Here is a 22267-nt window from a genome sequence, read left to right on the forward strand (position 1 = left end):
GCTGCACAAGCCCGGGTGGGTGCGCTCAGGCGTAGCGCTTGGCCCGCAGGTTTTCCTTCATTTGCTGCAGCACCGGCTGCAGCGACGAGCCGATGCGCAGCGCCACGCAGGTGGCCAGCACGTCGATGATCAGCAGATGCAGCAGGCGCGAGACCATGGGGCTGTAGCGGTCGTAGCCCTCGGGATGATCGGCCGCCAGGTGCACGTGGCAGGTGCTGGCCAGGGGCGAGCCGCTGGCCGTGATGGCGATGGTGGTCGCGCCGTTCTTGCGCGCAATGTCGGCGGCGTCCATCAGGTCGCGCGTGCGGCCCGAATTGGAGATGATCACCACGCAGTCGCCCGGGCCGAGCAGCGTGGCGCTCATCACCTGGATGTGGCCGTCGCTGGTGGCAATCGAGGTGACGCCGAGGCGAAAGAATTTGTGCTGCGCGTCCTGCGCCACAAAGCCCGAGTTGCCGGCGCCGTAGAACTCGATGCGCTTGCCGGTCTTCCAGGTGGCGGCGATGGCCTCGGCCGCGCGCTCCAGCGCCACGGTGCTGGCGGCGTTGCGGTACTGCAGGAAGGCGGCCACGGCGTTGTCCACCACCTTGACGAGCACGTCGCCGGTTTTGTCATCGGCGTCCACGCTGCGGTGGATGAAGGGCACGCCCTCGCTGACGCTGCCCGCCAGTTTGAGCTTGAAGTCGGCCAGGCCGTCGTAGCCCATGCTGCGGCAAAAGCGCACCACGGTGGGCTTGCTCACATGGGCGCGCTCGGCCAGCTCGCGCACGGGCAGTCGCGCAAAGCTGCGCGGATCGGCCAGCACCAGCCGGGCCACGCGCTGCTCGGCCGGGGCCAGCGACGGCAGCGAGGCGGTGATGCGCTCAAGCATGCGGCACCTCGGGTGTGCCAAAGGCCAGGGCAGGGCAGCGGGCTGCAGTCGGGCGGGACGGGTGCGTCACGAAGGGCATGGGCAGGCGGGACGGATGAAACCGCAATGTAACCCCGTTTCGCCCTCGCGGCGCATGCGCAGGCGCGCAAGCCCGGTGAAATCAGGCTTGGGTGATTTCCCCGGGGCCGGGTGGGGTTGTACCGGCGTACGATGGCGGGGTAATCCAATAACACGCACTTTTCAGGAGACGTCGATGATGCGCCGCATGTTCGTCGGTTCTGCCCTGGCCCTGGCGGCCTCGGCAGCGTGGGCCCAGGGCCAGGTCAACATCATCTGCTCGGTGCAGGCCGAGTGGTGCAACCTCATGGCCACCGTGTACAGCAAGACCACGGGCACCAAGGTCAACATGACGGCCAAAGGCTCGGGTGAGGCACTGGCCCAGCTCAACGCCGAACGCGCGAACCCCAAGACCGACATCTGGTTCGGCGGTACGGGCGACCCGCACCTGCAGGCGGCCGAGCAGGGCCTGACGCTCGAATACAAGTCGCCGCAGCTGCCCCAGCTGCACGGCTGGGCACAAAAGCAGGCAGCCGACTCCAAGTACCGCACCGTGGGCGTGTACCTGGGCCCGCTGGGCTTTGGCTTCAACAAGGAACTGCTGGCCAAGCGCAAGCTCAATCCGCCGCAGTCGTGGGCCGACCTGCTCAAGCCTGAATTCAAGGGCGAGGTGCAGATGGCCAACCCGGCCTCCAGCGGCACGGCCTACACGATGATCGCCACGCTGGTACAGCTCATGGGCGAAGAAAAGGCCTTCGACTACCTCAAGGCCCTGCATGGCAACGTGAGCACCTACACGCGCTCGGGCACGGCCCCGGTCAAGGCGGCGGCGCGGGGTGAGACCACGGTGTCGGTGAGCTTTGTGCACGATGTGACCACCGAGGCCGTCAACGGCTTCCCGGTGGGCTCGGCCACGCCCTCTGAAGGCACGGGTGCCGAGGTGGGGTCCATGAGCATCGTGAGAAACGGCCCGAACACGGAAGCCGCCAAGAAGTTCTACGAATGGGCGCTCACGCCCGGGGGGCAACAGTTTGGCCTGGCGGCCAAGCAGTTTCAGTTGCCCAGCAACACGCAGGTGCCCAAAGACCCGCGCATGACGGATCCGTCCAAGATCAAGCTCATCAACTACGACTACGCCAAGTACGGTGCGAGTGCCGAGCGCCGCCGCCTGATTGCGCGCTGGGAAAAAGAAGTCCAGAACGCGCCGCGCTGATGGGCTCCGCTGGCACTGCCTTGCCGCAGGCCTTTCGGCCCGCTGCATCGGTCAACCGCGCCGTCTGGGCCTGGGTGGCGCTGGGCTGGCTGGGCTGCCTGTTGTTGCCTTGGTACGCGCTGCAGGACATGAACGGCCTGCGCGCCGTGGCCCGGGTGTGGAGCGATGAGCCTGCGGGCAACGCGCTGCTGCATGCCGGGTGGTATGGCCGCCCCTGGCTGTGGGCGGGCCCGGCGGCGCTGGCCATGGCCGCCTGGGCCGCGCTGCTACCGGCCAGTCGCCGCCAGGGGGCCTGGCTGTTGGCTGCGGGCGGCCTGGGCCTGCTGGTGCTGCTGGGCAGCGGCTTTGCGATTGGCGCGCGCGGCTGGGCGTGGGAATGGCTGAATGCCGCCTGGGGCGAGCTGCCCATGCGCCAGCCCGGCATGGGTTGGGGCGCGTTCGTGGTGTTGTCGGCCTTGCTGGTGCTCACGGCCTTCGGTTTTGCGCGGCGTGGCTTCTTCAAGGGCGACCTGTTTGTGGCCGCGGCGGTGCTGGCCTGCGGCAGCCTGCTGCTGTTGTTCATCGTGTTTCCGGTGCTCAAGGCGCTGAGCGCTGCGCTGTTCAGCGAAGACGGCCTGTGGGCCCCGGCGCTGCTGTGGGAGCGCGTGGCGTCGGAGCGCAACTTCGGCCTGGGATGCCTGGCTGGCGGCCAGCGCTGCGGCGTGGCGTGGAACACGCTGTTCTTGGGCCTGATGACGGCCACCAGCACCACGCTGCTGGGTACCTGCATGGCGCTGATGGCCGAGCGCAGCTCGCGCCGCTATGCGCGGCCGCTCAATGTGCTGGCGCTGCTGCCCATCATCACGCCGCCGTTCGTGGTGGGGCTGGGGCTCATCTTGCTGTTCGGGCGTGCGGGGCTGTTCAACCAGTTTCTCGAATGGGCGTTTGGCATTCCCCCCACGCGCTGGTTCTATGGCTGGTTCGGGGTGTGGGTGGCGCAAACCTTTGCCTTCACGCCGATCGCTTTCATGATCATGCGGGGCGTGGTACAGGGCGTGGCCCCCAGCCTCGAAGAGGCAGCGCAGACCTTGCGTGCGAGCCCGCTGCGCACTTTCACCACCGTCACGCTGCCATTGCTCAAGCCCGGGCTGGCCAATGCGTTCCTGGTGGGCTTCATCGAAAGCATGGCCGACTTTGGCAATCCCATCGTGGTGGGTGGGCAGTTCTCGGTGCTCTCTACCGAGATCTTCTTTGCCATCGTGGGCGCGCAGTACGACCAGGGGCGGGCGGCGTCGCTGGCTTGGGTGCTCACGGCTTTTGCATTGGCCGTCTTTGCGCTGCAGCGCGGGCTGCTGGGTCGGCAGAACTACACCACCGTGTCGGGCAAGGGCGACGCTGGGCTTGCCATGCCGCTGCCACCGCTGGTGCGGCGCGTGGTGCAGGGCGTAGCCCTGCCGTGGATGGCCTTTACCCTGCTGGTGTACCTGTTTGCCCTGGCCGGTGGTTTTGTGCAGACCTGGGGACGCGACTACACGCTCACGCTGCAGCACTTCCGCACGGCTTTTGCGGTGGAGTGGGGCGCGTTCGGCATCGTGTGGGCGGGCACGGCGTGGAATTCGTTTTTCACCACCGTGCAGTTGGCGGCCTGGGCCGCACCGCTGACCGCGGCGGTGGGCTTGACGATTGCCTGGCTGCTGGCGCGCACCGAATTCCGGGGGCAGGGAGGCTTCGAGTTCTCGGCCTTGCTGGCGTTTGCCATTCCGGGCACGGTGCTGGGGGTGAGCTACATCCTGGCGTTCAATGTGCCGCCGTTTGAGCTGACCGGCACCGCGCTCATCATCGTGCTGTGCTTCATGTTCCGCAACCTGCCGGTGGGCGTGCGGGCCGGCACTGCGGCGTTCAAGCAGCTGGACCGCTCGCTCGACGAGGCCTCGCTGATGCTGCGTGCAGGCAGCGTGCAGACCCTACGCCATGTGGTACTGCCGCTGCTCAAGCCCGCCGTGGTGGCGGCGCTGGTGTACAGCTTCGTGCGCGCCATCACCACTGTCAGCGCGGTCATCTTCCTGGTCACGGCCGAGTACGAACTCGCCACCACCTACATCATCGGCCGCGTGGGCAATGGCGACTATGGCGTGGCGCTTGCGTACTGCACGGTGCTGATCGCCCTGATGTCGCTGGCCATTGCGCTCATCCAGTGGGTGGTGGGCGAGCGCCGCCTGGGCCGCCGCGGCGGCTGAGGACGTGGCGCTTTCCGTCCGCATTCGAGAGAGACTTCCATGCACACCAACGCCCCCGGCATTGCGTTTCGCAACGTCACCAAGCGCTATGGCACCGACCCGTCGGCCCCACTGGTGGTCAAAGGCATCAGCTTCGAGGTGCCGCGGGGCACCCTCACCACCATCCTCGGGCCTTCGGGCTGCGGCAAGACGACCACGCTGCGCATGATCGCGGGACTGGAATCGCCGACTTCGGGCGAGATCTGGATCGGCGGGCGCAATGTGACCACCCTGGGCCCGGCCCAGCGCAACGTGAGCATGATGTTCCAGAGCTACGCACTGTTCCCGCACATGAGCGTGCTCGAAAACGTGATGTACGGCCTGCGCATGTCGGGCCAGGCGCCTGCCCCGGCGCGCGACAAGGCCGTGGAAGCCTTGCGCGGCGTGGGTCTGGTGGGCTTGGATGCGCGCATGCCGTCGGAGCTGTCGGGCGGTCAGCAGCAGCGGGTGGCCTTGGCGCGGGCGCTGGTGCTCGAGCCCGAGGTGCTGCTGTTCGATGAGCCGCTGTCCAACCTCGACGCACGCCTGCGCCGCGAAATGCGCGAGGAAATCCGCAGCCTGCAGCAGCGTCTAGGCCTCACGGTGGCCTACGTGACACATGACCAGAGCGAAGCGCTGGCGGTGAGCGACCAGATCATCGTCATGCACCAGGGCGACATTGCGCAAAGCGGCAGCCCCGAGGACCTGTACGAAACCCCGCGCAGCGCTTTTGTGGCGGGCTTCATGGGCGAGGCCATGCTGTTTCCGGCCGAGGCCCGCGCCGACGGTACGGTGGCGCTCGGCCCCTTGGTTCTGACCCCGCGCCACGCGGTCGCCCCCGGGCCGGTGCAGGTGGCGGTGCGGCCCGAGGCGTGGCGCATCGGCGCCGGGGCCGATGGCCTGCCCGCCACGCTGCGCAAACGGGCCTATCTGGGGTCGGTGTACGAATACAGCTTCGACACGGCCTTGGGCGCGTTGTTCGTGGTGGCGCCACGCAGCGAGGCAGATCTGCCGGTGGGCTGCGAGACCCGGCTGGCACTGGGTACGCACGGCGTGTCCGTGGTGCAGGCGGCCTGACGGGTGGGGGCATCGAAGGCCGCGCACCCCTGGGCCGATAATGCGGCCATGAACCAGCTCGACGCCCTCAAACAGTTCACCACGGTGGTTGCCGATACCGGCGACTTTAAGCAGCTTGCGCAATTCCAGCCGCGCGATGCGACCACCAATCCGTCCCTCATCCTCAAGGCGGTGCAAAAGCCTGAATATGCGCCGCTGCTGCAGGCCACGGTGGACCGCTGGCGCGGCCGCCCGATGGATGAGGTGATCGACCGCTTGCTGGTGCGTTTTGGCTGCGAAATCCTGGCCACCATTCCGGGCCGGGTGTCCACCGAAGTGGACGCCCGTTTGAGCTTTGACACCAGTGCCACCGTGACGCGGGCCGAACGCATCATCGAGCTGTACCAGGCCGAGGGCGTGCACATCGATCGCGTGCTCATCAAGATTGCCGCCACTTGGGAGGGCATCCAGGCCGCGCAGCAACTGGAGCGCCGGGGCATTCACACCAACCTCACGCTGCTGTTCTCGTTCTGCCAGGCCGTGGCCTGCGGCCAGGCCAAGGTGCAGCTGATCTCACCCTTTGTGGGCCGCATCTACGACTGGTACAAAAAGCAGGCCGGCGCGTCCTGGGACGAAGCCGCGCGTGCGGGAGAGAACGACCCGGGCGTGCAGTCGGTCACGCAGATCTATCAGTACTACAAGCGCTTCGGCATTGCCACCGAGGTCATGGGCGCGAGCTTCCGCAACGTGGGGCAGATCACGGCGCTGGCCGGATGCGACCTGCTGACCATCGCCCCGGATCTGTTGGCCCAGCTTGCGGCGTCTGACGCGCCCGTCGCCCGCAGGCTCGACGCCGAGGCCGCCCGCATGCTGGATCTGCGCAAGATCGAACTGGACGAGCCCGCATTCCGCTACGCCCTCAACGAGGACGCCATGGCCACGGAGAAACTGGCCGAGGGCATTCGCGCGTTTGCGGTGGACGCTGTGAAGCTGGAGCAACTGATCCACGCGGCCTGAGCCAGTCGGCTCCGGTGTGCGCTGCAGGCCTCAGGCCTGCGGCATAAGCGGCAGCCGTAGGCCTACCCGCAGGCCGTGCGGCCGCACAGGTTCGGCCACCGTGCGGCCTTCATGGCGCAGCGCCACTTCTTCCACGATCGACAGACCCAGGCCGCAGCCGCCTGGCTGGTCTGAACCTCGCCAGAAACGCCCGAACATCTCGGCCAGATGCGGCGGCGCAACGCCGGGGCCGTCGTCTTCCACCAGCAGCAGCACGGTACGCGGTGATTCGGTGTCCCGTTCGACGCGCACGGTCACCGTGGCGCCCTGGCCAGCATAGTGCAGTGCGTTGTCGATAAGGTTGTTCAAGGCCTCGCGCAGCAGCAGGGCGTTGCCGCATACCAAGGCTGTCTCCTCTCCTTCGTAGCCGAGGTCCATGCCGTGCGCCACCGCGCGGCGGGCCCACTCCCGGGCCACGTCACGGGCCAGCGTGGGCAGATCCAGAGCCTCCATGGGCACATGGGACTCCGAGCGTGCAAGCTGCAGCAGCTGGTGTACCAGGTGGGCGCTGCGTTGCGCCCCAGCCAGCACCTTTTGCAGCCGTTCGCGCACCTGCGGTTCGTGGCTCTCCTGCAGTGCCAGCTCGGTCTGGGCGATCAGCCCGGCCAGCGGGGTGCGCAACTGGTGGGCCGCATCGTTGAGAAAGCGCTTTTCCTTGCGCTGGCCGCGTGCCACGGCGTCGAGCAGGCGGTTGATGGTGCTGGCCAGCGAGTGCACTTCCTGCGGTGCAGAAGTGAGCTCGATGGGGGGTAGGGGATCGCCTTCGACGGGACGCCGCTGTCCCGCGCGCTCGATCTGGGCCTCCAGGCGCTTGAGCGGTTGCAGGCCGCGCAGCACGCCTGCGTACACCAGTGCGCTGAGTGCCAGACCCATCAGGCCCATCGGAAGCACCATCTGTTCGAGCAACTCCTGCGCAATGCGCTCGCGTACCGTGAGGCTCTGGGCCACCTGCACACGCAGGCGCTGGCGTGCGGGCTCGCTGCCGTAATCCACTTCAAGCAGCGCCACGCGCACGGCGCGCTCGTCCAGGCGTGCGTGGTAGAGCAGTGGCTCGCCCAGGCGGATGTCGAGTACCGGCGGCGGCGGCAGCTGGGCGTTGCCCAGCAGGAAGCGGCCTGGGGGCGAGGACACCATGTAGGTGATGCGATCGGTCGGGTCCTGTTCGAGGATGTCCTGTGCCGCTTTCGGAAAATCCACCAGCAGGCCGTCGCCGATGGGCTTGATCTGCCGGGCCAGGGCACGCACCGACTGGGTCAGTGTCTGGTCGATGCCTTTTTCGCCGTTTTGCAGCGCGATGCGCCAAGCCAGAAAACCGCCCGACAGCCACAGCACAAGCTGTGGGAGCAGCAGCCACAGCAGCAGTTTGCGCTGCAGCGAGACGCCAGCAACCGGCCGCATGACCGTCAGGGCTTTTCGAGCATGTAGCCGAGCCCGCGGATGTTGCGGATGCTCAGCGGCGATGCGTCGAGTTTTTTGCGCAGGCGGTGCACGTACACCTCCAGCGCGTTGGAGTTGAGGGCTGCACTGCTCTGACCAGGCTCTGGTGGGCTGGCGTGCCATGCCGCCAGCACGTCGTCGCGGGTGACCACTTCGCCCGCACGGTGCACCAGCAGCTCCAGAAGCTCCCACTCGCGTTGCGTCAGGTCCAGCGGCTCCCCGCCCAGGGTGGCCTGGCGAAGCCCGTGGTCGAGCTGCAGTTCACCCACGGTGGTGCTGGGCCCAGCGTTGGCCTGCTGGAACGCGGGTTGCCGCGCGCGGCGCAGCATGGCCTGCACGCGGGCTTGCAGTTCCAGCATGTCGAAGGGCTTGGTGAGGTAGTCGTCAGCACCACTGTTGAGGCCGCGTACGCGGTCCTCAATGCCGTCGCGTGCGGTGAGAATGAGCACCGGCAGGCCGGAGATGTGCGCGCGCGCCCAAGTCAGAACATCCAGGCCGTCGCCACCGGGCAGGCCCAGATCCAGAATCACGCCGTCAACGGCCTGGTTCTGTAGTGCGCTGCGGGCTTGCTCGACATTGGTGGCAGTTGCAATGTCCCAGCCCAGCGGGCCCAGTTGTCCCGCCAGGGCGTCGCGCAGCAAGGCGTCGTCTTCAACGATCAGTAACGTGGCCATGCGATTGAGCATAACAAAGCACTCTGGAGCGGCTTGTGTGGGCTGCCTGCCACGGGCTCAGGGTAAGCCCTGATCTGAACTTTAATTATTGTAATTAAATTAACGGCTGCGCTCGATGACAGCGCTTCATCGGTTTCATGACATCAGGAGGCATAGGTATGGGGAAGTTGACACACGTCGCCGTCGCGGCGATTGGGCTGGCGGCAGCGCTGTCTGCGAGCGCAGGGGAGGTCGAGGTTCTGCACTACTGGACTTCGGGCGGCCAGGCGCGTTCGGCGGCCGAGCTCAAGAAGATCATGCAGTCCAAAGGGCACACATGGCGTGACTTCGCCGTGGCCGGCGGCGGTGGCGACAGTGCCATGACGGTGCTCAAGAGCCGCGTGATCTCGGGCAATCCACCTTCGGCGGCGCAGGTCAAAGGTCCTGCCATTCAGGAGTGGGCTGCCGAGGGCGTGCTGGCCAACATGGACGCACTGGCCCGCGCGGAAAAGTGGGACGAGGCCCTGCCGAAGGTTGTGGCGGATGTCATGAAGTACAAGGGCAGCTATGTGGCCGCCCCCGTCAACGTGCACCGCGTGAACTGGCTGTGGGCCAGCAGCGATGCGCTGAAAAAGGCCGGCGTGTCGGCCATGCCCAAGAACTGGGACGAGTTCTTTGCCGCAGCCGACAAGCTCAAGGCAGCAGGACTGATCCCTGTGGCGCATGGCGGCCAGAACTGGCAGGACTTCACCACCTTCGAGTCGGTGGTGTTGGGCGTGGGTGGTCCCAAGTTCTATCAGGACGCCATGGTGCGCCTGGATGACAAGGCGCTCACCAGCGACACGATGAAGAAGTCTCTGGAGACCTTCCGCCGTATCAAGAGCTACACCGACCCCGCAGCTCCGGGTCGCGACTGGAACCTTGCCACCGCCATGCTGATTCAGGGCAAGGCAGGCTTCCAACTGATGGGCGATTGGGCCAAGGGCGAGTTCATCGCCGCCGGCAAGGCTCCGGGCAAGGACTTCCTGTGCGCTGCTGCGCCGGGTACGGCCAATGCGTTCACCTTCAACGTGGACTCGTTCATTCTGTTCAAGCTCAAGGACGCTGGTGCGCAGAAGGCGCAAAGCGATCTGGCCAGCGCCATCATGAGCTCTGAGCTCCAGGAGGTGTTCAACCTCAACAAGGGCTCGATCCCGGTGCGCACAGGTCAGAAGATGGACAAGTTCGACGACTGCGCCAAGCTGTCGAGCAAGGACTTCTCGGACACCGCCAAGTCGGGTGGTCTTGTGCCCAGCGTGGCGCACGGTATGGCCATCGCGCCCGCCGCCGAAGGAGCCATCAAGGATGTGGTCAGCCAGTTCTGGAATGACGACAAGGTCAGCGTCGCTGACGCCATGAAGAAGATCGCGGCCGCCGCGAAAAACAAGTAAGGAGTTCCCCCTCATGATCACGAAAGCCCGCCTCACGGCGGTGGCTTTGGCCGCCGCATGCGCGAATGGAGCGCTTGCCATGGAAGTGGCAGGCTTTGAATTCAACGGTTATTCCCGCGGTGGTCCGGTATTCGGCTACTCGGATGGCGTCAAGGGTGGCCTGTCTCTGGGCGGCGACCTGCAGAAGTTCCGCCTTGGCAACGAAGGCGACAACGGCATCGAAGTGAACTTTGCCCGCACTTTCGAAGTCGGCGGTGCCCGCTGGAAGGTCAACTACATGCCCGCCAAGTGGGGCAGCGGCGACATCAGCACGGAGCAAGCGTTCGTCGAGGTGTCGGGTCTGTCCTTCATGCCAGATGCCAAGTTCTGGGCGGGCCAGCGCCGCCTGCGTATCCAGGATGTGCACATCGTGGACAACTTCCTCATGGGCTATGGCGACAGCCAGGGTGCTGGCGTGACCGACATCCCGGTGGGGATCGGCAAGCTGGGTCTGGGCATCTTCACGGCCGACAAGTTCGACAGCTCGCTGCCCAAGGGTGTGAAGGCTCGCCGGATCAACGCTGACCTGTCCGAGATCGCCACCAACCCCGGCGGCACGCTGCGGGTGCTGTTGACCGCCGTGGACGGCAGCGGTCTGGCGAAGGGCGGTTCGGGCTCTGGTCTGTCGCTGCTGCACAACCAGAAGGACTTTCTGCTGCCCGGCATGAGCAACTCGCTGTTCCTGCAGACCTCGCAAGGCCATGCACGCATCGATGGCCAGTTTGAAGGCCTGAGCCCGACCAGCGCTGGCAAGCGCGTGACCCGTATTGCAGACGCCGTGAACTGGCAGAGTGGCCGCTTTGGTGGCCAGGCGCTGATCGCCTACCAGACCAACAAAGACGAACTGACCAGTGCCACCACCAAGGACTTCTCGCTTGGCGGTCGCGGCTCGTATGCCTTCCACAAGAATGTGAAGGGCATTGCCGAACTGTCGACGACCACCCGCAAGAGCTCGACCGGACCAGACCAGCGCCTGAGCAAGGTCACGCTGGCCGCGGCTATTGCCATGTCCGAAGACTTCTGGTCGCGCCCTGAACTGCGTCTGTATGTGACCAAGGCCAATTGGAACCAGGCGGCCGCACAGGCCAATGCGTCCACGTTTGGCGCGAATGGCAAGACCTCGCGCACGCTGGTGGGCGTGCAATACGAAGTCTGGTGGTAAAGCCGAGTTACTCCAAGGCCAACATTCGCACCTTGGGGGGCCACAGCGCCCCCCTTTTTTCCTGTGCCCGACATGACCCCACCAAACCCCTGGCGACGTGCCCATGAAGAATTCGTTTGAACACTGGCTGCCACGCATCGTCGTGGCACCCGCCTTTGTGCTGGGCTTTGCTTTCATCTATGGCCTGATGGTCTGGAACGGCGTGCTCAGCTTTTCGGCATCGCGGATGCTGCCCAACTACGAATGGGTGGGCCTGGCCCAGTACGAGCGTCTGTGGGGCATGGACCGATGGTGGGTGGCGTTGCGCAACCTGGGGGTGTTTGGTGTCGGATACGTCGGGGGCTCGCTGGCGATCGGCGTGCTGCTGGCGGTGCTGCTGGACCAGAAGATCCGGGCCGAAGGCGCGCTGCGCACGATCTATCTCTACCCGATGGCACTGTCGTTTGTGGTGACGGGCACCGCCTGGAAATGGCTGCTCAATCCCGGCATGGGCCTGGAAAAGGTGGTGCGCGACTGGGGATTCGAGAGCTTCGAACTGGGCTGGCTGGTCGACACCGACATGGCCATCTACTGCGTGGTCATTGCAGGCATCTGGCAGAGCGCCGGCTTTGCCATGGCGCTCTTTCTTGCGGGCCTGCGTGGCATTGACGACAGCATCATCAAGGCTGCCCAGGTCGACGGCGCATCGCTGCCGCGCATCTACTGGCGCATCGTGCTGCCCGCACTGCGCCCGGTGTTCTTTTCCACTCTGATGGTGCTGTCGCACCTGGCGATCAAGAGTTTCGATCTGGTCATGGCCCTGACGGCCGGTGGGCCAGGTTTTGCCACCGATGTGCCTGCTACGTTCATGTACACCATGTCTTTCTCGCGCGGCCAGATTGGCCTGGGCGCCGCAAGCGCCACCATGATGCTGGCCACCGTGGCCGCGCTTGTGGTGCCCTATCTCTACAGCGAACTGCGGAGCAAGCCCCATGACCGCTAAGCCTCTGGCCTTCGGCCACATTGCCTCGCGCGTCGCCATCCATGCGGTGCTGTTGCTCGCCGCGGCGTTCTTTCTGCTGCCGCTGTACGCGATGCTCGTCACCGCATTCAAGGATGCCGAGCAGATTCGCAGCACCTCCCTGCTGGCCTTGCCCGCCACGCTGGACTGGAGCGCCTGGAAGACCGCGTGGTCCAGTGCCTGTACGGGAGTGGACTGCCAAGGGCTTCAGCCCTTCTTCTGGAACTCTGTGGTCATGACTGTGCCGGCCGTGCTGATCTCCACCGTCTGGGGCGCGCTCAACGGCTATGTGCTGAGCCTGTGGAAGTTCCGCGGTAGCGATGTGCTTTTCGGCCTGCTGCTGTTCGGCGTGTTCATGCCCTTCCAGGTCGTACTGCTGCCCATGAGCCAGGTGCTCGGCTGGCTGGGGCTTTCGAGTTCGATCGCTGGGCTGGTGCTGGTGCACTGCCTGGCAGGTCTTGCGGGCACCACCTTGTTCTTCCGCAACTACTACAGCGCCATTCCGGCCGAGCTGGTGCATGCCGCGCGCATGGACGGCGCAGGTTTCTGGCAGATCTTCTGGCGCATTGTGTTTCCGCTGTCCACGCCCATCGTGATGGTCACCCTGATCTGGCAGTTCACCAACATCTGGAACGACTTTCTGTTCGGCGTGGTGTTCTCCGGCACCGACTCCAAGCCCGTGACCGTGGGCCTCAACAACCTAGCCAACACCTCCAGCAGCGTGAAGGCCTACAACGTCGACATGGCCGCCGCCATCATCGCGGGCCTGCCCACGATGGTGATCTATGTGCTGGCGGGTAAGTTTTTTGTGCGCGGGCTGACGGCCGGCGCCGTGAAGGGATAAATCATCATGGCATCCTCTCTGGAGATTGCAGGCATCAACAAGCGCTTCGGCAAGGGCGACAAGAGTGTCGAAGTGCTTCGCAAGGTGGACATCCACGTCGCGCCAGGCGAGTTCCTGATCCTGGTGGGTCCGTCCGGTTGCGGCAAATCCACCTTGCTCAACATCATTGCCGGCCTCGACAACCCCACCGAGGGCGAAGTGCGCATTGGCGGCAAGAACGTGGTGGGCATGCCCCCGCGCGATCGCGACATCGCCATGGTGTTCCAGAGCTATGCGCTGTACCCCACCATGAGCGTGGCCGACAACATTGGATTTGCCCTGGAGATGCGCAAGATGCCTAAGGCAGAGCGCGCTGCGCGCATCCAGGAGGTCGCTTCCATGCTCCAGATCGAGCACCTGCTCGACCGCCGGCCCAGTCAGCTCTCGGGCGGACAGCGCCAGCGTGTGGCCATGGGGCGGGCCCTGGCGCGGCATCCGCAACTCTTCCTGTTCGACGAACCGTTGTCTAACCTCGATGCCAAGCTGCGCGTGGAGATGCGGGCGGAGATCAAGCGCCTGCACCAGGCCAGCGGGATCACCAGTGTCTATGTCACGCACGATCAGGTCGAAGCCATGACCCTGGGCTCGCGCATCGCGGTGATGAAGGGTGGTGTGGTGCAGCAACTGGGTACGCCCGACGATATCTATCGCCGCCCCGCCAACACGTATGTGGCGACTTTCATCGGCTCGCCTACCATGAACCTCGTGCGCGGCGCCGCGACCGGCGGCAGCTTTCTGCTCAGCGGTGCCGAGCTCAGGCTGCCCACGCCCAGCGCTTCGTCCGAGCTTTTGCTGGGCGTTCGTCCCGAGCATCTGCTGTTCGACGCTGCCTCACCTTGGCGTGGTACCGTCAGTGTGGTCGAGCCCACAGGCCCTGACACCTATGTGGTGGTGGACACGCAGGCTGGCAGCGTGACGATGCGCACCGATGCGTCCACCACGGCCCGGCCTGGCGATGCCGTGGGCCTGGGGGTTGCGCCCGGCCATGCGCATTGGTTTGACGCGGGCACCGAGTTGCGCGTTGCGTGAGTCTGAAGCGCCCCCCAGGGGCGTCTGCATTTGTGCATTTGTGGAGTGAAGGCATGGTGACCCCCCTGCGTCTGTTGGCCGACATAGGCGGCACCAACATCCGTCTGGCCTGGCAGGCCGCTGCGGGCGAGCCGCCCCGCGATACCCGGGTGCTGCAATGCGCCGACCACGCCACCGTGGAGGGGGCGATCCGTTGCTATCTGGACGCCCTCGGTGTGCCGGTTCCACCGGAAGTCGGCATGGGCATTGCCAACCCGGTCACCGGCGATGTGGTGCGCATGACGAACCACCACTGGAGTTTTTCGCAGGCGGGACTGCGCGAAGCACTGGGCTGCAGGCGCTTGCTGGTCATCAACGATTTCACTGCGCTGGCGTTGGCGCTGCCGCTGCTGACCGCGGCGCAACTGCACCCTGCGGGCGGCGGTACGGCGGTTCCCGGCGCGGCCATCGGACTGCTGGGGCCAGGTACCGGGCTCGGAGTGTCAGGGCTGGTGTTTCCTCCGGGCTCCGATCTGGGGGTGCCACTGGCTGGTGAAGGGGGGCATGTGAGCCTGCCGGTGCACACAGCGCTCGAATTCGCGGTGTTGCAGGTGTTGCAGCGTCGCTATGGCCATGTCTCGGCCGAACGTGCTGTCTCGGGACCTGGACTGGTGGACCTGTACCACGCGCTGCGCGAGGTCGAAGGGCAGGGTGGTGTCGAGGTCAGTGCGCCCGCCGAGGTCACGGCCCTGGCCTTGCAGCAGGGCGATCCGCTGGCGTTGCAGGCGCTTGATCTCTTGTGCGGATTTCTGGGTTCGGTGGCAGGCAATCTCGCGCTCACGCTAGGCGCGCGTGGAGGGGTGTACATCGGAGGCGGCCTCGTGCCGCGGCTTGGGTCCTGGTTCGCCCAGTCGTCCTTCCGCGAACGCTTTGAGGCCAAGGGCCGGTTTCGCGAGTATCTGGCCTCAATTCCCTGCTGGGTCATCGACCCGACGGCCACACCGGCACTGCAGGGCGTGGCACGCGCTCTAGACGGTCTGGGAGACCCCGCATGAGCGCGCCGCCCACCGCGGGCGGCATAGGCGTGGTGGGCGTCCACCATGTGGCCGTGATCGCCTCGGATTACAACCGCTCTCGCCATTTCTACACCCAGGTGCTGGGCCTGGCTGTGCTGAACGAGCACTACCGCGAAGAACGCCAGTCGTGGAAGCTCGATCTCGCAGTGCCGGGTGGCACCCAGCTGGAGCTGTTCAGCTTTCCGCAGACACCGCCGCGGATCACGCTGCCCGAGGCCTGTGGCCTGAGGCACTGGGCGCTGCGCGTGGCCAGTCTGGACGGCACGCTGCGATGGCTGCAGGCACATGCAGTAGAGGCAGAGCCGGTGCGCGTCGATCCCTTCACGGGGGCCCGTTTCACGTTCATCCGGGATCCCGACGATCTGCCGATCGAATTGGTCGAGTCGGTTCCCGCCGACCCACTCCCCTGAGCTTCCATGTCGAACCTGCACCGCTCCCGACAGGGGAACGGTGCAAGCGCCTCAGAGTTCCTCGCTCCAGCAATGACCGTCGCGTGCAATCATCGCGCTGGCCGCACCAGGTCCCCAACTGCCAGCGGCGTATGGCCGGGGGCCGGCAGGGTCGTTACGCCAGGCTTGCAAGATGGGCTCGACCCACCGCCATGCCTCTTCCTGCTCGTCGCTGCGCACGAACAGGTTCAGGCGGCCCGCGATCACGTCCAGCAGCAGACGTTCATAGGCCCCCACCCGCTCGGTGCCAAAGCGCTGGTCGAAGTCGAGGTTCAGGTGTACGGGCGACAGCGCAGGCTCCGTCTGGTGCTGCGCAGCCCCTTGTGCCAGCAGGTGCAGCTCCAGGCCGTCCTTGGGCTGCAGGTGGATGACCAGCCGGTTGGCAGTGCTGCCATGGGTCTTGAAGATGGGGTGCGGTACAGGCCGGAAGTGGATTGCGATGTGCGCATCGCGCCCTGCCAGCCGCTTGCCCGTGCGGATGTAGAACGGCACGCCGGCCCAGCGCCAGTTGCAGATCTCTGTGCGCAGGGCCACGAAGGTTTCGGTCTGGCTGTCGGTGGCTACGCCTTTTTCCTGCAGGTAGCCGGGCACGCTGTGGCCATGTACCGACCCGGCAGCGTAGCGGCCGCGTACCACCTGCTGGGCAATGGTCTCTGGCGTCCAAGGGCGCAGCGACTGCAGTACCTTGAGCTTTTCGTCGCGGATGGCATCGGCCGTGGCGTTGATGGGCGGCTCCATGCCGATGGCGCACAGCAGTTGCAGTGCATGGTTCTGCACCATGTCGCGCAGCGCGCCCGTCTGGTCGTAGAACGCGCCGCGGCTTTCCACCCCCAGTTCTTCGGCGATGGTGATCTGGATGTTGGCAATGGTCTCGCGCCGCCACAGAGGCTCAAACAGGGCGTTGCCAAAGCGCAGTGCAAACAGGTTCTGCACCGACGGCTTGCCCAGATAGTGGTCGATGCGGAACACCTGCTCTTCGCGCAGTACGCGGGAGAGGGTCGCATTGATGGCGCGATTGGAGGCGAGGTCGTGGCCCAGGGGCTTTTCGAGCACCACCCGGGTGCTCGGGCCGTTCAGGCCCACGGCAGCGATCTGCTCGCACACGGTGGTAAACAGGCTGGGGGCCGTGGCCACGTACATGACCACCGACTCCGCCCCGCGCTCGCGCAGCACTGTGGCCAGACGCTCGTAGTCGGCGGCTTGCGACAGGTCCATGCGCAGGTAGTGCAGCAGGGCCGCAAAGCGCTCGAACTCTTCCGGGCTGGGGCGTTTGGCCAGTTCGACCGCGTCAAAGCGGCTCTGGATAAGCGCGCGGTACTGGGCGTCGCTGAGATTGTCCCGCGCGACGCACAGAATGCGACCGCCATCGGGCAGGGTGCCGTGCCGGAAGGCCTGGAACAGCGCCGGCATGAGTTTGCGCCAGGCCAGGTCGCCAGTGCCGCCAAACAGGACGAGATCGAAGCTCATGGGGTCTCCACCAGATATTCGCGGTCAAGTGCCGCGAGGCGTAATTGTAATCAGGTTACTTTATTGCGGCACATTTGTTGATGGCAAAAGAGATTTTCTGCGCTCTGCGATGTGTTATTTCTCTATCGATAGGTAACTTGGTTACCATTTGGGATTCCGTACCATCTCTACCGTGACCACCATGCCCACCCGTTGCGACCAGACTGTCGCCTGGCCCCTGCTCCATGCCCACCGCAGCCGGCTGGGTGATGCGTTCGATTTGCGTACCGCCTTTGCGTCGGACCCGCACCGTTTCGATGCGCTCAGCCAACAGGCACCGCTGTGCTTTGCCGACCTTTCCAAAAATCTCTGGACGGCCGAGACCGAGACCTTGTTGCAGCGCCTGGCCGAGGAGTGTGGGGTGCCGCAGCAGCGCGATGCCATGTTGCGCGGCGCGGCCATCAACCAGACCGAGCAGCGCGCCGTGCTGCACACGCTGCTGCGCAGGCCGCGGGGGCTGGCCCTGCCCGGCGACCTGCCCGGGGTGGCAGCAGACCTCGAGCGCGTGCACGACACACTGGACGCCATGCTGGCCTATGCCGAGCGGGTGCGCGCTGACGCGGCCATCACCGATGTCGTGCACATCGGCATCGGCGGGTCCGACCTGGGGCCGCAAATGGCGGTGCTTGCGCTGGAGGCCCAGCGCGCTCCCGGTCGGCGACTGCATTTCGTCTCCAACGTGGACGGGCACGAACTGGCTGCGGTGCTGGCCGGTTTGCAGGCGCAGCACACGCTGTTCCTGATTGCCTCCAAGACGTTCACCACGGTCGAGACCATGACCAATGCGCGTTCTGCGCTGGCATGGTTTCAGGCCCAGGGCGGGCAGGATGTGGCGCGTCACTTTGCCGCCCTCACCACCAACATCGAGGGCGCAGCGGCGCTGGGCATCACCACCACCTTTGGCTTTTGGGACTGGGTCGGGGGGCGGTACTCGCTCTGGTCCGCCATTGGGCTGCCGCTGGCGATTGCCATCGGCGCAGCCGCCTTCCGCGAGATGCTGGCCGGTGCGTTTGCCATGGACGAGCACTTCCGGCTGGCGCCGCTGGCGCGCAATCTGCCGGTTCGCCTGGGTCTGCTGGATGTGTGGTATCGCAACTTCATGGGCTTTGGCAGCCGCTGCATTGCGCCGTACCACGCCGGGCTGCGCCGCCTGCCAGCCTATTTGCAGCAGCTGGAGATGGAGAGCAACGGCAAGCGCGTGGACATGGCCGGGCAGCCGGTTCCGTACAGCACCGCGCCGGTGCTGTGGGGCGAGCCCGGCACCAATGGGCAGCATGCGTTCTTCCAGATGCTGCACCAGGGCACTGACATCGTGCCGCTCGAAATCATGGCGGTGCGCCGGGCCACGCACGCTTTGCCCGGGCACCACGCCCAACTGCTGGCCAACGCTTTGGCGCAGGCGCAGGCGCTGATGCTGGGCCGTACGCAGGCCGATGGCCACCGGCATTTCCCTGGCAACCGGCCAAGCACCTTCCTGTTGCTCGATGCGCTCACGCCGGGCGCATTGGGGGCCTTGGTAGCGCTCTATGAGCACCGGGTGTTTGTATCCGGTGCGGTCTGGGGCATCAATAGCTTCGACCAGTGGGGGGTCGAGCTTGGCAAGGTGCTGGCGCGCGACCTGGAGCCGCGGCTGGCCAGTGGCGATGTGGCGGGGCTGGACCCCTCCACCGCGGGCCTGCTGCAGCGCATGCGCGCGGCCTGAAGCGGGGTGCCCGAGGGGTCGCAAGTTTTTTGGGGGAGGGCACGCCCTCAGGCGGCCTCGCGGAAGCGCTGCACGGGCAGGCCGGGCACATCCACCCGCATCTGCAGCAGCGAGCCCGGGGCCACCTGGGTGCCGGGCAGTGGCGCTTGGGCATTGCCCATGGCCGAGGTGACATACAGCGTGCGCAGATCCGGGCCGCCGAAGCACACCATGGTGGGATAGAGCACGGGGGTGTCGATCTGCTGGGCGACGCTGCCGTCTGGGCGCAGGCGCAGGATGCAGGCGCCCTCGTACATGGCCACCCAATAATGGCCTTCCGCATCCACTGCGGCGCCATCGGGGCGGCCGCCATAGGGCTGGCCTTCGGTGCGAGGCTCGAACTGCTTCCAGGGCGTGCGCTCGCCCAGGGTGCCGGTGGCTGCGTTCCACTCGAAGCGGTCGATGCGGTGCGCAGGCGTGTTGGCCCAGTACATCCAGCGGTCGTCCGGGCTGAAGGCCAATCCGTTGGCTGTGAGGTTGCCACCCGCCATGCGCTGCACGGCATAGCCCGTGGGGGTGGCGCGCAGGCACCACAGCGAGGCGAGCGGGGCGGTCTTGGGCGCGTAGACCGAGCCGGCCCAGAAGCGCCCGTGGCTGTCGCAGCGGCCGTCGTTCAGGCGCAGGTCGCGGGTGTCGTGGTCCAGCAGGGCCAGGCGCGTGAGTTGCCCGTGGTGGGGGTTGAGTCGGTAAAAGCCGTCGCGTAACCCAATTACCAAATTTCCCTGGTCGGTTGGGGCGCAACAACCGGGTTCGGCGGGCAGGTCCCAATGGCGCAGCGGTCCGCCGTCCGGACGCCACGCCCACACCTTCTGTCCTTGAATGTCGCACCAATACAGCGTCTGCTCATCAGGATGCCAGAACGGCGATTCGCCGAGCCGGCTGGGGGGAACGGGCAGAACGTGCAGGGACATGGCTTGCTCCAGGGGTGTTATCAAGTTACATTCTAGGCCCTGTTCTTGAACGGAGCCGGCCCATGCAGCCCCCGAATGTTTCCCTCCACCCGGTCGTGGACCGCGTCACGGCGCGCATCGTTGCGCGCAGCCAGGCCACGCGCAGCGCCTACCTGGCCGTGGTGGACTCGATGATCCAGCGCCGCCCCCCGCAAGACCGCATGGGTTGCGCCAACCTGGCCCATGCGTATGCGGCGCTGCCGGGCGCCGACAAGTTCCGCGTCACGGTCGAGAAAGCGCCGCACATCGGCGTGGTCACGGCCTACAACGACATGCTGTCGGCCCACCAGCCTTACGAGGTGTTTCCGCCCGTGCTGCGCGACGAAGCGCGCCTGGCCGGCGCGACCTTGCAGGTGGCCGGAGGAGTGCCCGCCATGTGCGACGGCATCACCCAGGGCACGCCGGGCATGGAGCTGAGCCTGTTTTCACGCGATGCCATTGCCATGGCCACGGCGGTAGCGCTGTCCCATGACGTGTTCGACGCGGCCCTGCTGCTGGGTGTGTGCGACAAGATCGTGCCGGGCCTGCTGATCGGCGCGTTGCACTATGGGCACCTGCCCTGCGTGTTCGTACCCGCCGGGCCGATGGGCTCGGGCCTGCCCAACAAGGAAAAGGCCAAGGTGCGCGAACAGTACGCCCAGGGCCTGGTGGGTCGCGACGAACTGCTGGCCGCCGAATCGGCCGCCTATCACGGCCCCGGCACCTGCACCTTTTACGGCACGGCCAACAGCAACCAGATGCTGCTGGAAGCCATGGGCCTGCATGTGCCGGGTGCGGCCTTTGAGGCGCCTGGCACGGCCGAGCGTGAGCGGCTCACCCGTCAGGCGGTGCGCACGGTGCTCGACATCGGCAAGCGCGGCACGCGCTTCACGCCGATTGGCCGCCTGGTGGACGAGCGCTGCATCGTCAACGCCATGGCCGCACTGCTGGCCACGGGGGGCTCCACCAACCACCTGATCCACTGGGTGGCGGTGGCCCGTGCGGCCGGCATCCTGATCGATTGGACCGACTTTGACGAGCTGTCCTCCGTGGTGCCCCTGCTGGCCCGTGTGTACCCCAATGGCGAGGCCGACGTGAACCAGTTCCAGGCCGCTGGCGGCCCGGCCTGGATCCTCCGCGAGCTGCTGGGGGCAGGGCTGATGCATGCCGACGTGCTCTCGGTCAACCCGGGCGGCATTGCCGATGGGGCCGCGCCGGCCCCTGCGCAGTCGGGCGACCTCAGCGTGCTGCGGCCTGCGGCCGAACCGTTCTCGCCCACCGGGGGCCTGCGCCTGCTGCAAGGGCGGCTGGGGCGCGCGGTGATCAAAGTCTCGGCCGTGCCCGAAGACCGCCATGTGGTCGAAGCGCCTGCGCGGGTGTTCGATTCGCAAGAGGCGCTCTTGGCCGCGTTTGCCGCGGGCGAACTCACCAGCGACCTCGTGGCCGTGGTGCGCTTTCAGGGCCCGCAGGCCAACGGCATGCCCGAGCTGCACAAGCTCACGCCGCCGCTGGCCGTGCTGCAAAACAAGGGGTTGCGCGTGGCGCTGGTGACCGATGGCCGCATGAGCGGAGCCTCGGGCAAGGTGCCCGCAGCGATCCACGTCACGCCCGAGGCCCTGGGCGGCGGCCCGCTGGCGCGGGTGCGCGATGGCGACCGCATCCGGGTGGACGCCGTGGCCGGCACGCTCGATGTGCTGGTGGACGAAGCCACCTGGGCGGCCCGCACCCCGGCTGCTGGCCCTGCGGCAGAAGCCACCGGCTTTGGCCGCGAACTGTTTGCCAACTTCCGCCGCCATGCAGGCGGTGCCGAACAAGGAGCCTGCACATGGCTGTGACCCCGCTTTCCACACTCGACTTGCCCACCTACGGCCCGGTGGTGCCGGTGATCGTGATCGACCGCCTGGAGGACGCCGTGCCGCTGGCACAGGCGCTGGTCGAGGGCGGTGTGCGCGTGCTCGAAGTGACCTTGCGCACACCGGCGGCCCTGCCTGCCATTGAGGCCATGGCCCGCGCCGTGCCCGAGGCCATTGTGGGCGCAGGCACCGTGCTGGGCGCGGCCGACGCCCAACGCGCGCGCGACGCTGGTGCTGTGTTTGCCGTGAGCCCTGGCTATACCAGCGCCCTGGGCCAAGCCTGCCGCGGCCTGGGCCTGCCGCTGCTGCCGGGCGTGGCCACCTCGGGCGAGATCATGGCTGCGCTGGACGATGGCTACAGCTTTCTCAAGCTCTTCCCGGCCGAGGCCGTGGGCGGCATTCCACTGCTCAAGGCCTGGGCCAGTCCGTTCGGGCAGGTGTCGTTCTGCCCCACGGGCGGCATCACCGTGGCCACGGCGCCCGACTATCTGGCGCTGCCCAACGTGCGTTGTGTGGGCGGCTCCTGGCTTACGCCAGCACCAGCGCTTGCGCAGCGGGACTGGGCCCGCATCACCGAGCTGGCCCGTGCAGCGCAGGCGCTGCGCAGCGCCTGA

The 22267-nt window shown here is 66.5% G+C and carries 19 protein-coding genes; 14 read left to right on the forward strand and 5 right to left on the reverse strand.

Going from position 1 to position 22267, the window contains the following annotated elements:
* Positions 1–25: 25 nt before the first annotated feature.
* Positions 26–871 carry a MurR/RpiR family transcriptional regulator gene (locus ABD866_RS02900; RefSeq protein ID WP_345060986.1) on the reverse strand — a complete coding sequence of 282 codons (846 nt, stop codon included), beginning with the start codon at positions 869–871 and terminating at the stop codon, positions 26–28.
* 256 nt (positions 872–1127) lie between these two features.
* Here ABD866_RS02900 and ABD866_RS02905 point away from each other — a divergent pair, with 256 nt between their 5' ends.
* The 4 genes from ABD866_RS02905 to tal are packed head-to-tail and all read left to right on the forward strand — an operon-like array spanning position 1128 to position 6448.
* Positions 1128–2141, forward strand: coding sequence for an ABC transporter substrate-binding protein (locus tag ABD866_RS02905; protein ID WP_345061023.1), 1014 nt, complete (start codon positions 1128–1130; stop codon positions 2139–2141).
* Between the two features lie 20 nt (positions 2142–2161).
* Entirely contained in the window at positions 2162–4357 is a 2196-nt protein-coding gene (locus ABD866_RS02910) for an ABC transporter permease (RefSeq protein WP_345060987.1), read from the forward strand.
* 39 nt (positions 4358–4396) lie between these two features.
* Entirely contained in the window at positions 4397–5452 is a 1056-nt protein-coding gene (locus ABD866_RS02915) for an ABC transporter ATP-binding protein (RefSeq protein WP_345060988.1), read from the forward strand.
* Positions 5453–5500: 48 nt separating this feature from the next.
* A complete protein-coding gene (gene tal, locus ABD866_RS02920; RefSeq protein WP_345060989.1) occupies positions 5501–6448 on the forward strand; it encodes a transaldolase in 948 nt (315 codons plus the stop codon).
* Positions 6449–6478: 30 nt separating this feature from the next.
* On the opposite strand, the gene ABD866_RS02925 is transcribed toward tal, so the two are convergent.
* Positions 6479–7885: a sensor histidine kinase gene (locus tag ABD866_RS02925; RefSeq protein ID WP_345060990.1), complete on the reverse strand. Its 1407-nt coding sequence runs from the start codon at positions 7883–7885 to the stop codon at positions 6479–6481.
* 5 nt (positions 7886–7890) lie between these two features.
* The gene (locus ABD866_RS02930) at positions 7891–8598 is read right to left on the reverse strand and encodes a response regulator transcription factor (RefSeq protein ID WP_345060991.1); all 708 of its coding nucleotides are present in this window, start codon (positions 8596–8598) and stop codon (positions 7891–7893) included.
* A 158-nt stretch (positions 8599–8756) separates the two neighbouring features.
* On the opposite strand from ABD866_RS02930, the gene ABD866_RS02935 reads away from it, so the two are divergent.
* The 7 genes from ABD866_RS02935 (at position 8757) to gloA2 (ending at position 15585) form a co-directional block, all read left to right on the forward strand.
* Positions 8757–10007, forward strand: coding sequence for an ABC transporter substrate-binding protein (locus ABD866_RS02935; protein ID WP_345060992.1), 1251 nt, complete (start codon positions 8757–8759; stop codon positions 10005–10007).
* A gap of 13 nt (positions 10008–10020) precedes the next feature.
* Positions 10021–11208 (forward strand): carbohydrate porin, encoded by a 1188-nt coding sequence (locus tag ABD866_RS02940; RefSeq protein WP_345060993.1) that lies wholly within the window; start codon positions 10021–10023, stop codon positions 11206–11208.
* Positions 11209–11311: 103 nt separating this feature from the next.
* Positions 11312–12190 carry a carbohydrate ABC transporter permease gene (locus ABD866_RS02945; protein ID WP_345060994.1) on the forward strand — a complete coding sequence of 293 codons (879 nt, stop codon included), beginning with the start codon at positions 11312–11314 and terminating at the stop codon, positions 12188–12190.
* Positions 12180–13052: a carbohydrate ABC transporter permease gene (locus ABD866_RS02950; protein ID WP_345060995.1), complete on the forward strand. Its 873-nt coding sequence runs from the start codon at positions 12180–12182 to the stop codon at positions 13050–13052. The genes ABD866_RS02945 and ABD866_RS02950 overlap by 11 nt, the downstream gene beginning before the upstream one ends.
* A gap of 6 nt (positions 13053–13058) precedes the next feature.
* A complete protein-coding gene (locus tag ABD866_RS02955; RefSeq protein ID WP_345060996.1) occupies positions 13059–14120 on the forward strand; it encodes an ABC transporter ATP-binding protein in 1062 nt (353 codons plus the stop codon).
* 56 nt (positions 14121–14176) lie between these two features.
* The gene (gene glk, locus ABD866_RS02960) at positions 14177–15154 is read left to right on the forward strand and encodes a glucokinase (protein WP_345061024.1); all 978 of its coding nucleotides are present in this window, start codon (positions 14177–14179) and stop codon (positions 15152–15154) included.
* A complete protein-coding gene (gene gloA2, locus ABD866_RS02965) occupies positions 15151–15585 on the forward strand; it encodes an SMU1112c/YaeR family gloxylase I-like metalloprotein (RefSeq protein WP_345060997.1) in 435 nt (144 codons plus the stop codon). The genes glk and gloA2 overlap by 4 nt, the downstream gene beginning before the upstream one ends.
* Positions 15586–15636: 51 nt before the next feature.
* On the opposite strand, the gene zwf is transcribed toward gloA2, so the two are convergent.
* Entirely contained in the window at positions 15637–17091 is a 1455-nt protein-coding gene (gene zwf / locus ABD866_RS02970) for a glucose-6-phosphate dehydrogenase (RefSeq protein ID WP_345060998.1), read from the reverse strand.
* A gap of 181 nt (positions 17092–17272) precedes the next feature.
* On the opposite strand from zwf, the gene pgi reads away from it, so the two are divergent.
* Positions 17273–18832 carry a glucose-6-phosphate isomerase gene (gene pgi / locus ABD866_RS02975; RefSeq protein WP_345060999.1) on the forward strand — a complete coding sequence of 520 codons (1560 nt, stop codon included), beginning with the start codon at positions 17273–17275 and terminating at the stop codon, positions 18830–18832.
* 47 nt (positions 18833–18879) lie between these two features.
* Here the strand turns inward: pgi and ABD866_RS02980 are convergent, their stop codons facing one another.
* The gene (locus ABD866_RS02980; RefSeq protein WP_345061000.1) at positions 18880–19782 is read right to left on the reverse strand and encodes an SMP-30/gluconolactonase/LRE family protein; all 903 of its coding nucleotides are present in this window, start codon (positions 19780–19782) and stop codon (positions 18880–18882) included.
* A gap of 62 nt (positions 19783–19844) precedes the next feature.
* Between ABD866_RS02980 and edd the strand changes: the two genes are divergently transcribed.
* Together edd and eda are read left to right on the forward strand one after the other, a co-directional pair.
* Entirely contained in the window at positions 19845–21635 is a 1791-nt protein-coding gene (edd, locus tag ABD866_RS02985) for a phosphogluconate dehydratase (RefSeq protein ID WP_345061001.1), read from the forward strand.
* Positions 21626–22267, forward strand: coding sequence for a bifunctional 4-hydroxy-2-oxoglutarate aldolase/2-dehydro-3-deoxy-phosphogluconate aldolase (gene eda / locus ABD866_RS02990; protein WP_345061002.1), 642 nt, complete (start codon positions 21626–21628; stop codon positions 22265–22267). The genes edd and eda overlap by 10 nt, the downstream gene beginning before the upstream one ends.

This window comes from Acidovorax lacteus, from assembly GCF_039540375.1.
Lineage (GTDB): Bacteria > Pseudomonadota > Gammaproteobacteria > Burkholderiales > Burkholderiaceae_C > Acidovorax_G > Acidovorax_G lacteus.